This is a genomic window from Flavobacterium buctense (genome assembly GCF_014486695.1).
Lineage (GTDB): Bacteria > Bacteroidota > Bacteroidia > Flavobacteriales > Flavobacteriaceae > Flavobacterium > Flavobacterium buctense.
In genome coordinates this window covers 830,775-844,760 of sequence record NZ_JACTAB010000001.1, presented here as the reverse complement: position 1 = coordinate 844,760, position 13,986 = coordinate 830,775, and the positions used below count along the sequence as shown (strand labels likewise).

At 38.2% G+C, this 13,986-nt stretch carries 11 protein-coding genes; 3 read left to right on the top strand and 8 right to left on the bottom strand.

What is annotated here, in order from left to right:
* Positions 1 to 12: 12 nt before the first annotated feature.
* Positions 13 to 852, bottom strand: a complete 840-nt coding sequence (locus ICG50_RS03715) for a GLPGLI family protein (protein WP_187659551.1) — start codon at positions 850 to 852, stop codon at positions 13 to 15.
* 22 nt (positions 853 to 874) lie between these two features.
* Positions 875 to 1,768: a GLPGLI family protein gene (locus ICG50_RS03710; protein ID WP_187659550.1), complete on the bottom strand. Its 894-nt coding sequence runs from the start codon at positions 1,766 to 1,768 to the stop codon at positions 875 to 877.
* 123 nt (positions 1,769 to 1,891) lie between these two features.
* Between ICG50_RS03710 and ICG50_RS03705 the strand changes: the two genes are divergently transcribed.
* Both ICG50_RS03705 and ICG50_RS03700 read left to right on the top strand, forming a co-directional pair.
* Positions 1,892 to 2,683, top strand: coding sequence for a hypothetical protein (locus tag ICG50_RS03705; RefSeq protein ID WP_187659549.1), 792 nt, complete (start codon positions 1,892 to 1,894; stop codon positions 2,681 to 2,683).
* Positions 2,683 to 3,297: a deoxynucleoside kinase gene (locus ICG50_RS03700; protein WP_187659548.1), complete on the top strand. Its 615-nt coding sequence runs from the start codon at positions 2,683 to 2,685 to the stop codon at positions 3,295 to 3,297. Before ICG50_RS03705 ends, ICG50_RS03700 begins: the two co-directional genes overlap by 1 nt.
* Positions 3,298 to 3,430: 133 nt before the next feature.
* Here ICG50_RS03700 and ICG50_RS03695 read toward each other — a convergent pair whose 3' ends face one another.
* The 5 genes from ICG50_RS03695 to ICG50_RS03675 all read right to left on the bottom strand — a co-directional run bounded on the left by ICG50_RS03695 (position 3,431) and on the right by ICG50_RS03675 (position 12,497).
* Positions 3,431 to 5,917 (bottom strand): beta-mannosidase, encoded by a 2,487-nt coding sequence (locus ICG50_RS03695; protein ID WP_187659547.1) that lies wholly within the window; start codon positions 5,915 to 5,917, stop codon positions 3,431 to 3,433.
* Entirely contained in the window at positions 5,914 to 6,582 is a 669-nt protein-coding gene (locus ICG50_RS03690) for a copper homeostasis protein CutC (protein ID WP_187659546.1), read from the bottom strand. Before ICG50_RS03690 ends, ICG50_RS03695 begins: the two co-directional genes overlap by 4 nt.
* A complete protein-coding gene (locus tag ICG50_RS03685) occupies positions 6,582 to 7,574 on the bottom strand; it encodes an isoaspartyl peptidase/L-asparaginase family protein (protein ID WP_187659545.1) in 993 nt (330 codons plus the stop codon). The genes ICG50_RS03690 and ICG50_RS03685 overlap by 1 nt, the downstream gene beginning before the upstream one ends.
* Positions 7,575 to 7,587: 13 nt before the next feature.
* Complete coding sequence (locus ICG50_RS03680; protein ID WP_187659544.1) at positions 7,588 to 9,852, bottom strand: glycoside hydrolase family 20 protein; 2,265 nt, start codon at positions 9,850 to 9,852, stop codon at positions 7,588 to 7,590.
* A 92-nt stretch (positions 9,853 to 9,944) separates the two neighbouring features.
* Complete coding sequence (locus ICG50_RS03675; protein WP_187659543.1) at positions 9,945 to 12,497, bottom strand: sodium-translocating pyrophosphatase; 2,553 nt, start codon at positions 12,495 to 12,497, stop codon at positions 9,945 to 9,947.
* A gap of 166 nt (positions 12,498 to 12,663) precedes the next feature.
* Here ICG50_RS03675 and ICG50_RS03670 point away from each other — a divergent pair, with 166 nt between their 5' ends.
* A complete protein-coding gene (locus tag ICG50_RS03670; protein WP_187659542.1) occupies positions 12,664 to 13,383 on the top strand; it encodes a glycosyltransferase family 2 protein in 720 nt (239 codons plus the stop codon).
* A 2-nt stretch (positions 13,384 to 13,385) separates the two neighbouring features.
* Here the strand turns inward: ICG50_RS03670 and ICG50_RS03665 are convergent, their stop codons facing one another.
* On the bottom strand, positions 13,386 to 13,985 hold the full coding sequence (locus ICG50_RS03665; RefSeq protein ID WP_187659541.1) for a DNA-3-methyladenine glycosylase family protein: 600 nt from the start codon (positions 13,983 to 13,985) through the stop codon (positions 13,386 to 13,388).
* Position 13,986 lies beyond the last annotated feature (1 nt).

The window sequence follows — 13,986 nt, the reverse complement described above, 5'->3', positions numbered from 1 at the left end:
ATAATTTATCGATTAATGTTGAAAGTAAATGACACCGTCTTCATCTTTCATGCTGTCCTCTTTTTTCTTTTTGATTTCATCAAATTTGTTTTGGGTGACTTTTTCTCCTTTAGTTGGTGCTTTAATTTTGGTTTTCTCTTTGTTACTCAGGGTAACTTTAGTGCACAACAAAATGGCATTTCCATCATTGACTTCTAAAATCAATCCCGGTAAACCCCAATAATTATCCGGACCAAAACTCACCGGAATTTCAGGAGTATACCAAACGGTAACTACTTTATCTTCGGGTTTATTCATTTTAAAAAGTGCCGGTTTTTTGGCGTCTTTTTTTAAAAAGTCCTCATAGGCTTGCTGCTGCTTATCGCTGACAGGAATAACTAATTCAGCTTTGAAGCAATTATAATCGCCTATTTTCTTGGTTTCATCAATTAATTTCCAATCCTGCTTAACCAACGGTTCTACCACTAAAAATTCTTTGCCGAAAATATTGTCTTCCACTACACTGCTCAGCTCTTTTGTATTCAGGTATTTATTGCCGGCTGAAACGTAAGTAATCGAAATAGAGATTTCATCTGAATTGTTTTTAGGTTTTTCCAATGCCTTCTCTTCTTCGTACAGACACTCTGTTTTGTTAAAAGTTAGGACGTATTGTTTCTCAGAAGCTCTTTTCACTGCTTCTTGAATCTCCTTTTCAAACTCTGGATCAATAGGTTCTTTTTTATCCGATTGTACTTTTTCGGTTTTTTTCTTTGGAATTCGTTTCCAAAAATATTCGGCTTTCCCTTGGAATTCTTGTGCTTCCGATTGCAAACCCACGAATAAAAAAGTGAAAACAAGTATAACTTTAGTCATTATAAAATTGATTGTTGATTGATTATCTACTCATTCTCATTTGGAAGCCGCCACGTCCATTATTCATCTCGCTCATCTCTTCCATTTTTTTAGTTACGATTTCGTCATACTCCTTTTGTGTCACTTCTTTGCCGTTGCTTGGCGCTTTGATTTCAGCTTTTTCTTTTGGATTTAAAACAATTTTAGAACAAAGAATGGTGGTTTTTCCATCATTGACTTCCAAAATTAATCCGGGTAAACCCCAATACCCTTCCGGACCTTGACTTACCGGAATTTCCGGAGTGTACCAAGCCGTAATTGTTATTTCTTTCGGTAACTCAATTTGATCCATAAAACTTGTTTTGGCACCTTCTTTGGTTTCTTCTTTAGCTTTATCGTCTTTTTTTTCTTCTTCTTTTTTAGGGCGGAAATTTCTAAAATCCGTTTTACTTGCCGGAATTACAGCAGTAGCTTTGAAACAATTATAACCTCCAATCACTCGGGTTTCACTACTCATTTGCCAATTATAGGTTTTCAAAGAATCTTTCACCAAAAACTCTTTGCCCATAAATTCTTTATCGACCTTATACGTTTTGTCCTTTACATTTTTATAATACGTTCCGCCGCCGCCCATAAAGGAAGCCATCATTCTCATGCCACCACCACCTTGGCCCGGAGCATCAAGCTTTTCTTCTTCTTTATAAATGGAAGCCGATTTGTCGAAGTTTAGAAAAAAAGTCTTTTCAAACATTTTTTTCATGCGCTCTTCAATCATTTTCTGCATTTCGGGAGTAATTTCTCTGTTGCCTTCAAAACGGGATTTGAAATCGGCAGTACTGGTTTTTGATTCGTAAACGGCCATCCCTTGAAAGTCTTTTTGGGCATGGGTAGCTAAATAAGAGAATACTAAAAACGAAGCGAATACTATTTTTTTCATTGTTTTAGGTTTTTGGATACAACAAATATGACGATAGTAATCGAAATCTGTTACCAATCTTTTGTTAAAATATTAGGTAAGACTTCATTAAATTAATTTGGTTTACCGTAAATTAGCCTTATGATGAAAAAGACATTTTATCTTCTATTACTAGTCATCTCTGCCCATGGTTTTGGACAAAATCCAAAACTCAAAACAACTGTCATTGATACTGAAATAGTAGAAGACAAAATCTATTTGGGCTTTGATGGATTGGGCAACAAATACTACCTTAAAAACAATGTTTTCATCAAGCAGGATAAAGTTCAAACCTGGGAATATAAAAATGTGGCTTTGGGGAAAATTACTTCGGTTGATTATGTTAATCCACTGAAAATTGTCCTTTTCTATGAAGATTTCAATACCCTTATTACGCTTGATAACCAATTAAATGAAATCCAAAAACTCAATTTTTTTGAAATTGACAATACCATTTTCGCTTCTAAAATAGGCATGGCATCACAAAATCAATTATGGATTTACAATGCTTTAACCCAACAAATTCTTTTATTTGATTACTTGAAGAACACGTCTAAAAACATTGGCAATCCGATTGCAGAAAATATCAAATACACCCAAACGGATTTTAATACTTTTTATTGGATTGATGAAATCAACAACTGGTATGCGATTGATATTTTTGGCAAAGTGACTTTGTTGGCTAACCTTCCGCCTTTTGAAAAAATCCAGATTATTGACCGTGATCAATTATTGTTTTTACAAGACAATACGCTCTACTGCCTGAACAATCAAACGAAAACCGTTTTCGAAATCGACATTGTTGAGAAATCGTTCCAAAATTTTTATTACAAAGACCAAATTTTAGCTATTTTTACCAACCAACAAATTAAGAATTTTAAAATAAAACTACCATAATGCACATAGCAGTAGCAGGAAATATAGGAGCAGGAAAGACTACTTTAACCCGATTTTTAGCCAAACATTTCAAGTGGGAACCTCATTTTGAAGATGTGGTTGACAATCCGTATTTGGATGATTTCTATCACCAAATGGAACGCTGGAGTTTTAACTTGCAAATTTATTTCTTGAATTCGCGTTTTCGTCAAGTATTACAAATTCGCGAAAGCGGCAAAAATATCATTCAGGATCGAACGATTTATGAAGACGCACATATTTTTGCACCCAACTTACATGCGATGGGCTTAATGACCAACCGTGATTTCCAAAATTATACTTCACTTTTTGAATTGATGGAAGGTTTAGTTGGCGCGCCTGATTTGTTGATTTATTTGAGAAGTTCCATTCCTAATTTGGTTTCCCAAATTCACAAACGCGGTCGCGATTACGAAAACACTATTTCCATTGACTATTTGAGCCGATTGAACGAGCGCTACGAAGCTTGGATTACGACTTACGACAAAGGAAAATTATTGATTATTGATGTTGATAATGTTGATTTTGTAAACAATCCGGAGGATTTAGGAATGATTATTAATAGAATTGACGCGGAGATTAACGGGTTGTTTTAAAATAAGGAGCGAATGGCTTGGGCATTTTTGCAATCCATTTTCCCGCTATACATTACAACAAAATGTCCCGATAAATCGGGACATTTTTGTTTTCATTACTATCGGGGCTATTTAGGTTTTGTCTTTTTCAAAATCAGTTTTTAATAACCTCAAAAAGCGATTTTACACGAACCTCTTTCACCGGTTTAGACAATTTAATTTCCACTTTTTGTCCCGGCAAAATATCAAAATAATTATCACTAAAAAAAGTCTCTTCTTCCGAAGATAGAAAAACATTTTTGGCCAAGACATCAGAAAATATTTCATAAGTCTGCTCATCAAGCTTGGTAATTTGAATCTTGGGTTTGGTTAATTGTAAGTCTTTGGATTTGACAAAGTAATATAGCGCATTTGCTTTTTTACCATTTTGTAATATACAAGATACCGACAAGACTAACTCCTTTAAATTATTATCGCTGTAATTCTCTTTTGGAAGCGCTACAAACAAATCTCTTGTATCGGCCGTAATATCAAATTCTACTTCATCTTTTTCCACTAGCTTTCCGTAAAAATCCAATAATTCAATTTCAAACCTTACTTTGTCGGAGTGAGAAGCTTCACTAACCAAATAAATTTCATAATTGACTTCATTTTCCTTAATGGAAATCAACAAATCCTCAAAACTTCGCTTCGCCTGGTATTGAAAAGCTTTCCATCTTCCATAATAATCCACCGAACTCCAGGAAGTCACGGGCCAACAATCATTGCCTTGCCAAAATAAAGTTCCCATGCATTTTGGGTCGGTTCGATGGGCCTCAATAGCGATTTTCATGCCTTCGGCTTGAAGTACTTGGGAAACGTAAATATAGTCTTCAAAATTCGTTGGCACTTGGTAATCTCGCGCCATATACTCGTTGATGGTTTTGTAACCCGTTGGGTGTTTTTGGTGATTTTTGACCGCTTCCGAATTAAAGTTGAGTTCGTCACTTTGGGCGAAAGCCTGAAACGTCTTAATATCCGGCATGCTTTGAAAACCATATTCACTCATAAAACGTCCGACTTTTTTTTGATACATCTCAAACGGTTCCATTCCCCACCAAACGCCCCAATAATGGGCATCGCCACTAAGTAAACTTTCCTTTCTTCCCCAACCAATAGAAGGCGATGACGGCCAATAACGGTTCTCGTTTTTAGCTAATAAACCGTCTAAAGTTTTCGGAATTAAGTCGTGAAACAGCTTTTGGTAATCGGCCCAAATTTTAGTCGAATCTTGCTCCGAATAGTTGTATTGTTTTTGCCAACCCCAATTGTGCCAGCCTTCGTCATTTTCATTATTGCCGCACCAAAGCGCTATACTCGGATGGTTTTGCAAACGGGTTACATTGTCGATGACTTCCTGTTTTACGTTGGCTAAAAAGGCTTCATCTCCGGGATACATCGCGCAAGCAAACATAAAATCCTGCCACACTAAAATGCCGTTTTTATCACATTCGTCATAAAAAACATCTTCAGCATAAACGCCTCCACCCCAAACTCGGAGCATATTCATATTCGCAACGACGGCATTTTTGACAATTGATTTATAATCCAAATCGGTTGCTCTGGGTAAAAAACTATCGGGAGGAATGACGTTAGCGCCTTTCATAAATACCGGTTTTCCGTTCACTTTAAAATAAAAGCTCTTCCCAATTTCATCTTTCTCTTGAACCAGTTCAATTGTGCGTAGGCCGATGTTTAGTTTTTTGGAATCTATAATTGCATTATTTTGAACTAAACTAATTTCAAACGGATACAAATGTGCTTTGCCTAAGCCGTTGGGCCACCACAATTTTGGATTCGAAATTTCGTAAAACAAAGTCAGGTTATTTTTCCCTTTTTTAAGTGGAAGGAATTCCGATTTCTCATTGATTTTTAATTCATATTGAGAAGCATTAGCACTGTTTATTTCGAGAGTAAACTCAACTTTCGCCACATCTTTATTCGTCAAATCCTGATTGGTTTTGATATGGGTTATCTGAACATTATCCCAAAAATAGAGCGCTACTTTCTTGTAAATTCCAGCGGTGACGAATCTTGGTCCCCAATCCCAACCGAAATGATATTGCGCTTTTCGGGTGAATATTTTTTCGTCTCCGGGTAAAGTGTAAGTTAGTTTTTTAGCTTCTTCTTTACCTTTTTTAACGGCGGAAGCAAAGGTGATTTCGAGTTTGTTTTGGCCAATTTTCAACAGCTTTTTCACATCTACTTTCCATGTTCGGAACATATTGTTGGCGGTGAGAATTTTGGTTCCGTTTAATGTGACTTCCGCAAAAGTGTCTAAACCATCGAATTGTAAAATGGCATTTTGATGATTCAGTTCTTCTTTGGAAAGTTTGAAAGTCGTTTGGTATTGCCAATCTTCGTTTTCAATCCATTGCAACTGCTTTTCATTGGCACCAAAAAAAGGATCGGAAATGAGTTTATTAGCCAACAAATCGGTGTGTACCGTTCCGGGAACTTTGGCTGGAAACCATTTGTATTTATCGTTATGGACGCTTTTGAATTGCCATTTTTCGGAACTTAAATTGCGTTCGGTATTTTGTGCCCAAAGTACCATTGGCCACAAAAAAACGATTACGAATGTCAACCACAATTTTCTCATTGGAGTTTAGATTTTAAGGCTTGAACTTCAGTAGCAGAAGCCGTTTCACTACCATCAGTTATCGCCGAAGAATGATAAAAAATCGCTTTAGTCTTTTGTTGGATGACTTCAATATTCGTTGAACGTAAACCACCGCCGGGCATGATTGTGATTCGGTTATTGGCTTTCGAAACTAATTCGGTTAAACGGTTCATGCCTTCCGTTACATTTTGGGCTTGACCCGACGTTAAAATCGTTTTAAAACCGCAGTCGATGAGTTGTTCCAAAGCCTCAAAAGGATGTTGTACTTCGTCAAACGCGCGGTGAAACGTACACGGAAATGGTTTGGCCAAATCAACCAAAGCTCTATTTTGTTCTGAATTAATAGTGTTGTCTTCCTTCAAAATCCCAAAAACAAAACCGTTAACTTTCAATTCTTTTACGGCTAAAATATTCTTTTGCATTTGCTGAAACTCTTCATCAGAATAAACAAAATTGCCACCACGCGGTCGAATCATCACATACAAATCGAGGGTTAAATTCTCTCTTGCCTGTTGAATGATTTCAAAATCGGTTGTGGTTCCGCCCATTTCAATTTCGGCACAAAGTTCCACTCTATCGGCTCCATTTTGTTGGGCGATAAGTGCTGATTCCAAATTAAAGCAAGCGATTTCGAGTTTAGCCATTACTTGAGGAAATAATCAGAATCAATTAATTTGTTTCCGGAATTGTCGTTTACCGCATAGTTAAATCCGCCTTGAATGCAATACGAGCCATAATTGCCTTGTTTGTCTAAAGCAATAAAACCTACTTGAATGTCTTTTAAGTTTTTGTTTCTGTTTTTGGTCAGTTTTACGATGCGTGAAACGGCTTCTTCACAGGCAACTTGCGGTGATTTTCCTTGACGCATTAATTCGACTACCAAATGGCAACCGGCAATTCTGATGACTTCTTCGCCATGACCGGTGGCGGTGGCAGCTCCGATTTCGTTATCGACATACAAACCGGCACCGATAATAGGGGAATCACCTACCCGACCGTGCATTTTGAACGCCATTCCGCTCGTAGTACAGGCTCCGGACAAATTTCCGTGAACATCCAAGGCTATCATGCCAATCGTATCGTGGTTTTCGATATTAGCAATGGGTTTGTACTGACTGGTTTTGAGCCATTCCTTCCATTCTTTTTCGGAAGCTTCTACTAGGAGATTTTCTTTTTTGAATCCTTGAGCCAAGGCAAACTGCAGAGCGCCGTCACCTACTAACATTACATGTGGCGTTTTTTCCATCACCATTCTTGCGACAGAAATTGGATGTTTGATGTGCTCCAAAGCCGCTACCGAACCGATATTGGCAAACTCGTCCATGATACAAGCGTCGAGCGTTACTCGTCCGTCTCGGTCAGGTCGCCCTCCATAGCCTACGCTTCTTTCTGTTGGGTCGCCTTCCGGAATCTTCACACCGGCTTCAACGGCATCGAGCGCGCGACCGTTATTCTTTAAAACTTCCCACGCAGCGCCATTGGCTTTTACACCAAAATTCCAAGTAGAAAGCACGATAGGCTTATTGGCTTTGCCTTTTGACTTGGCCGAATTATCTTCTTTAGAAGTAAACGATTGCAATGCCAAAGCCACTGAACCGGCTGCGGCTGTTTTGATAAAATTTCTGCGATTTGACATAACCTTTATATTTTTATTCAATACCGATTTCATCCACAAACAACCAAGCATCGGAACCGGCGCCGGGATTTCCTTCGGAGATTTTACCGAGATTGGTGGCGATTACTTTGATATATTGAGCATTTTGAGATTTAAAATTCACGGCAACTGTTCCTTTTACTTCTTTGATTTCGGCTAAAGAAAGTTGGTGTATGCTTTGAAAATTCTGTCCGTCATTGGAGACCAATATTGCTATTTCTTTTGGATAATAAATCCAGCTGCCTTGGCTTTCCAGCACGCTGATACTGACTTTATTAATTGGTTCCGATTTCCCTAAATCAATAGTAGCATTCATATCTTTTCCTGAAAAACCTAACCAATCTTTACCCAATTTACCGCGACTGGCTGAAATGCCGTTTACCAAGGTGAAAGCACCGCCGTTGCTGTAATTTTCGTGTGGCAAATTGACCAAAGTAACTTTCTTTCCGGTGGCTTTGTTTAAATTAAAGGCTTGTTCGATGGTAGCGCTTTGTTGTTTCCCGCTTTCAAAATAAGCCGCTTTAATGGTTTGACTTTTAGTAATTGCGATTGGATTGGCGTATGCGTTAGAGCTTATAGTTGGGTCCGTTCCATCCGTAGTATATTTGATTTTTTTGGCATCATTGGCCGAGTTTAATTCGAATAAAATACCATCAGTTGACGGGTTAACTTTCGTAGTGATTTCGAAAATGGCTTTGCTGTAATTGATTCCCTTTTTGTCTAATGTTGGAAACTGCTGTATCATTCGGTTTTGGAAATCGGCGTATTTCTGGGGATTGGAAGTTCCCCAAAGCACTTCGGAAAGCGCCAACATTCGAGGAAAAATCATGTATTCCACTTGTTCGGGTGTATCGATATATTCTGTCCAAACATTAGCTTGGGCACCCAAAATGTATTTTGATTCTTCGTTGGATAGTTCATTTGGAATGGGGTTGAATGCATACACCTTTTCTACGGGAGTATAACCGCCAATGGCCAATGGTTCATTTTTTGGGTCACCTTGATAATGGTCGAAATAACAATGCGAACCGGGAGTCATTACGACGAAATGTTTTTGTTTTGCGGCTGCGATTCCGCCTTCAGTGCCACGCCAACTCATTACGGCAGCATTTGGAGCTAAACCGCCTTCTAGGATTTCGTCCCAACCGATGATTTTTCGGCCTTTGGCATTGACAAATTTTTCAATTCTTTGGATGAAATAACTTTGGAGTTCGTGTTCGTCTTTTAGTCCTTTTTCTTTCATTAAATTTTGACAATGCGGGCAGTTTTTCCAACGCGTTTTCGGGCATTCATCTCCGCCAATATGAATGTATTGTGATGGAAATAGCGCCATCACTTCGCTTAAAATATTTTCCAGAAAAGTAAACGTTTCGTCTTTGGGACAAAACACATCGTCTAAAACACCCCATTGTTTGCCCACTTCAAATGGTCCGCCGGTACAAGAATATTGTGGATAAGCAGCCAAAGCGGCTACGGCATGGCCCGGCATTTCGATTTCGGGAACTACTGTAATATGACGTTGTTTTGCATAAGCTACAACTTCTTTGATTTGGTCTTGGGTGTAAAATCCACCGTAACGTTTGTCGTCGTATTTTTGTTCGTTGTAATGGCCAATCATGGAACCGTTTCGCCAGGCTCCGACTTCTGTTAGTTTAGGATATTGTTTGATTTCGATGCGCCAACCTTGGTCATCGGTTAAGTGCCAATGAAAGGTATTGAACTTGTACATAGCCAGGTAATCGATATACTTTTTGACAAAATCTAGGGAGAAGAAATGTCGGGCGCAATCGAGATGCATGCCTCGCCAGGCGTATTTGGGTTGGTCAAAAATATTTAGACAAGGCAAAACAAACGTTTCATTTTTATCAATTGGAACCAACTGAAGTAAGGTTTGGATTCCGGTAAAAAAACCATGATTGAAAGGAGCTGTTATAATTACTTCTGTGGGTGAAATGTTAATATTATATCTTTCCTTGCTCCAATAAGGATCAATCGGGTACATTTCTTTCAAAATGATTTTAGAATCTACATTTGATTTTGCAACAATGGCTAATAGTAAACCCGTTTGCTGTTTTATGGCTTGTTGCAAATATTGTGCTTCAAACGAATTTTCATCAGCCTGAATTACTGTTTCTTTATTTAAAACAAAATGTCCTTTTCGAATTTCAATCGATTCGGGTTGCGGAATTAAAGGCAATGGATTTTGCGAAAAGGTAATATTGAAAAGCAGTACCAAAAATACAGTCAATCTATAAGTCATGGAAGTTGTGTTTGTATTGGCTAATTTACACAAAAAAGACAAAAAAATGCCCCGCAATTGCGAGGCATCTTTCTTATATTAAAATCTTGCGATTATTTCAAAGCGTCCACTTTAGCTTTTACTTCTGCTTCTGTACCTTCAAATTTTTGAGTAGTTGCTGTTCCGCCTACTGTAGTAGTTACCGTTGCTGTTGCTTTACCGTTGTTGTTGGTAATTTCAACTCTTACATCTTTAGTCGCTGTAGCTACTTCCGGTTTTGCGCAACAGTCTTTTTTATCAGCGATGAATTTCCCGTCAGCACCGTAGTGTGACAAACAAGCTTCTTTTTGCTCAGGTGTACAACCTAAAGAATCGCACATTTTAGCACATTCTTCTTTAGTCATGTCTTTGCATTTGCTCATATCGCATTTGCCTTCCATTCCTTTCATTTCCATATTGCAATTCATGGCTTTAATGTCTGCAGCACCAGCTTCATGACCTCCTAAAATTGGAGCAATTACCAATCCAATCAAACAAGTTAATTTGATTAAGATGTTCATTGACGGACCAGAAGTATCTTTAAATGGATCACCAACAGTATCTCCGGTTACGGCCGCTTTGTGAGCATCAGAACCTTTGTATGTCATTTCTCCGTTGATTTCAACACCCGCTTCGAAAGATTTTTTAGCATTATCCCAAGCACCACCGGCGTTATTTTGGAACACAGCCCAAAGTACACCAGAAACGGTAACTCCGGCCATATAACCACCCAACATTTCAGCGATTAATTGGTTGTTATCAGCATAAACTAATTTACCTAATAATACGATTGCAATTGGGAAACCGATAGTTAAAACGCCCGGCAACATCATTTCTCTTAAAGCTGCTTTAGTCGAAATTTCCACACATTTACCGTATTCCGGTTTTCCTGTACCTTCCATGATACCCGGAATTTCTTTGAACTGACGACGTACTTCGTAAACCATGTCCATTGCAGCTTTTCCAACAGAATTCATTGCCAAAGCAGAGAACACAACCGGAATCATACCTCCAACGAATAACATAGCTAGTACAGGCGCTTTGAAGATATTGATACCATCAATTCCTGTAAAAGTTACATACGCCGCAAATAAGGCCAATGAAGTCAACGCTGCAGAAGCGATAGCGAAACCTTTTCCTGTTGCAGCAGTTGTGTTACCCACTGAATCCAAAATGTCTGTTCTTGTTCGAACTTCTTTTGGTAATTCACTCATTTCAGCGATACCACCGGCGTTGTCAGAGATTGGTCCGAAAGCGTCGATTGCTAATTGCATTGCAGTAGTTGCCATCATAGCAGAAGCTGCTAAAGCCACCCCGTAGAAACCTGCAAAAGCATAAGAAGCCCAGATAGCACCGGCGAATAATAATACGGTTGGGAATGTAGAAATCATACCCGTCGCTAAACCGGCGATTACGTTAGTTCCTGCACCTGTTGAAGATTTTTGTACGATAGCCAAAACCGGTTTTGTACCTAAACCTGTGTAGTATTCTGTTACAGAAGAGATAACTCCACCAACCACTAATCCAACGATAGTAGCGTAGAATACTCTCATGGATGAGATTTGTTGTGCTCCTTCACCGAAGAATTCCATAGTCATTACTTCTGGTAACATGTATTGTACTAAGAAGAAACAAGAGATAGCGGTTAAGATGATAGAAACCCAGTTTCCAACGTTTAACGCACCTTGTACTTGTTTTTCTTTTGCATCATCACTTGATATTTTAACTAACATCGTTCCGATGATTGAGAATAAGATTCCGAAACCGGCGATGGCCATTGGCAATAAAATTGGACCGATACCTCCAAAAGCGTCTTCGATTTTTCCGCCCATGTCTTTAATTACGTAGTTCCCTAAAACCATAGCAGCTAAAACGGTTGCTACATAAGAACCGAATAAATCGGCGCCCATTCCGGCAACGTCACCTACGTTATCTCCAACGTTATCAGCAATTGTAGCTGGATTTCTTGGATCATCTTCCGGGATTCCTGCTTCAACTTTACCTACTAAGTCGGCACCAACGTCAGCCGCTTTGGTATAAATACCACCACCAACACGAGCAAACAAAGCGATAGACTCAGCTCCTAAAGAGAAACCGGCTAACGTTTCTAAAACGATAGTCATGTCTTCTGTAGTTGTCCAAGCACCTTTCATGAAGTAATTGAAGAAAATAATGAAGAAACCTGTTAACCCTAAAACGGCTAAACCGGCCACTCCTAATCCCATTACAGTTCCACCACCGAAAGAAACTTTCAAGGCTTGTGGCAAACTGCTACGAGCTGCTTGTGTAGTTCTTACGTTAGTTTTCGTAGCAATTTTCATCCCCATATTTCCGGCTAAAGCCGAAAAGAAAGCTCCGAAAATAAAAGCTACTACAATTAATATGTGTGTTGTAGGAACAACAAAAGAAATTCCGGCCAATACTGCACTCGCCAATACAACAAAGATGGCTAGTAATCTGTATTCCGCTTTTAAGAAAGCCAAGGCTCCTTCATAGATGTAATCTGAAATCTCTTTCATCTTACCATCACCGGCGTCTTGTTTTAAAACCCAACTTCTTTTGATTGCCATAAAAAGCAAACCAATTAATGCCATTACTATCGGCACATAAATCATCATTGATTCCATAAATATAATTTTCGTTATAAATTTTATCGGTCGCAAAAGTAACAAAACTTTAACAAATAAAAACAATATAATTCGGGAATATTAGTTCAATTGGTATACATGTATTTAAAGTAAATTATTGCTTACTAAACCAAAAAAACTATTTTTGAGAAATATTTAAATCCAAATGGCGATTAAAACCCTTTCTATCGTAATTCCAGCCTATAATGAAGGCCCGACTATTTATAAAATATTGGACAAAATAAAAGCTGTTTCTCTCCTTAATGATATTCAAAAAGAAGTCATTATTGTGAATGATTGCAGTACGGATAACACGGTTGAAAGTATTAAAACTTATATTGAAAGTAATCCTGAATTGTCTATTGTTTTTTTGGAACACATTGAAAACAAAGGGAAAGGCGCGGCATTGCACACCGGAATTGCAAAAGCTACCGGCGATGTGATTGTGATTCAAGACGCCGATTTAGAATACGATCCACAGGAATACAATATCCTTTTAAAACCCATAGTTGATGAAGTGGCCGATGTAGTATACGGCAGTCGGTTTATGGGTGGAAAACCACATCGAATTCTTTTCTTTTGGCACAGTATCGGGAATAAATTTTTGACTTTTTTGAGCAATATGTTTTCCAATTTGAACTTAACCGATATGGAAACTTGCTATAAAATGTTTCGTGCCGATGTTTTGAAATCGATTACACTCAAAGAAAAACGTTTTGGTTTCGAACCCGAAGTCACGCTTAAAGTGGCTCGCATTCCAAAAATCAGAATTTATGAAGTGGGGATTAGTTACTACGGACGAACTTTTGAAGAAGGGAAAAAAATCAGTTGGCGCGATGGTTTTCACGCGATTTATTGCATTTTCAAATATGGAATTTTCAAATAAAACTACACGATAAATTTACGGTTTCGTTTGACCAAATAATGGTGCCAAAGAAAAAAAGTCGCCATACTTCGGTAAGGTTTCCAGTTTTCGGATAGAATAATCATCTCCTCTTTTTCTTTACAACCATAAAGCTCTTTAATGGTATTAACCACAGCGATATCGCCTATCGGAAGTATATCCGGCGATTGCAAGGAAAACATCAAATAGACATCAATAGTCCAATGGCCAATGCCTTTGATTTTGATTAATTCGCTTCTGACTTCGTCGGGATGTTTTTGAGAAAGGCTATCTAAAACTAAGGTTTTATTCGAAATAGCTTCTGCCAAAGCTTTTAAATAAATGGTTTTTTGCCTACTGACACCACAATTTCTGAGTGTTTCTTCTGAAGCCGAAATTATGGTTTGCTCAGTAACATCGCCTAATGAATTTTCAATTTTGACATAACAAGCACGAGCAGATTCGATGGAAACCTGTTGTTCTAAAATGAGTTTGCACAACGTTTGAAAACCTTCCGGTCGGGATGGAATATATGGATTGCCATATTGCTGATGCAATTTTTTAAAAATGTCATCTTTCTCGACCAAATAAGCAATCGCATCCATT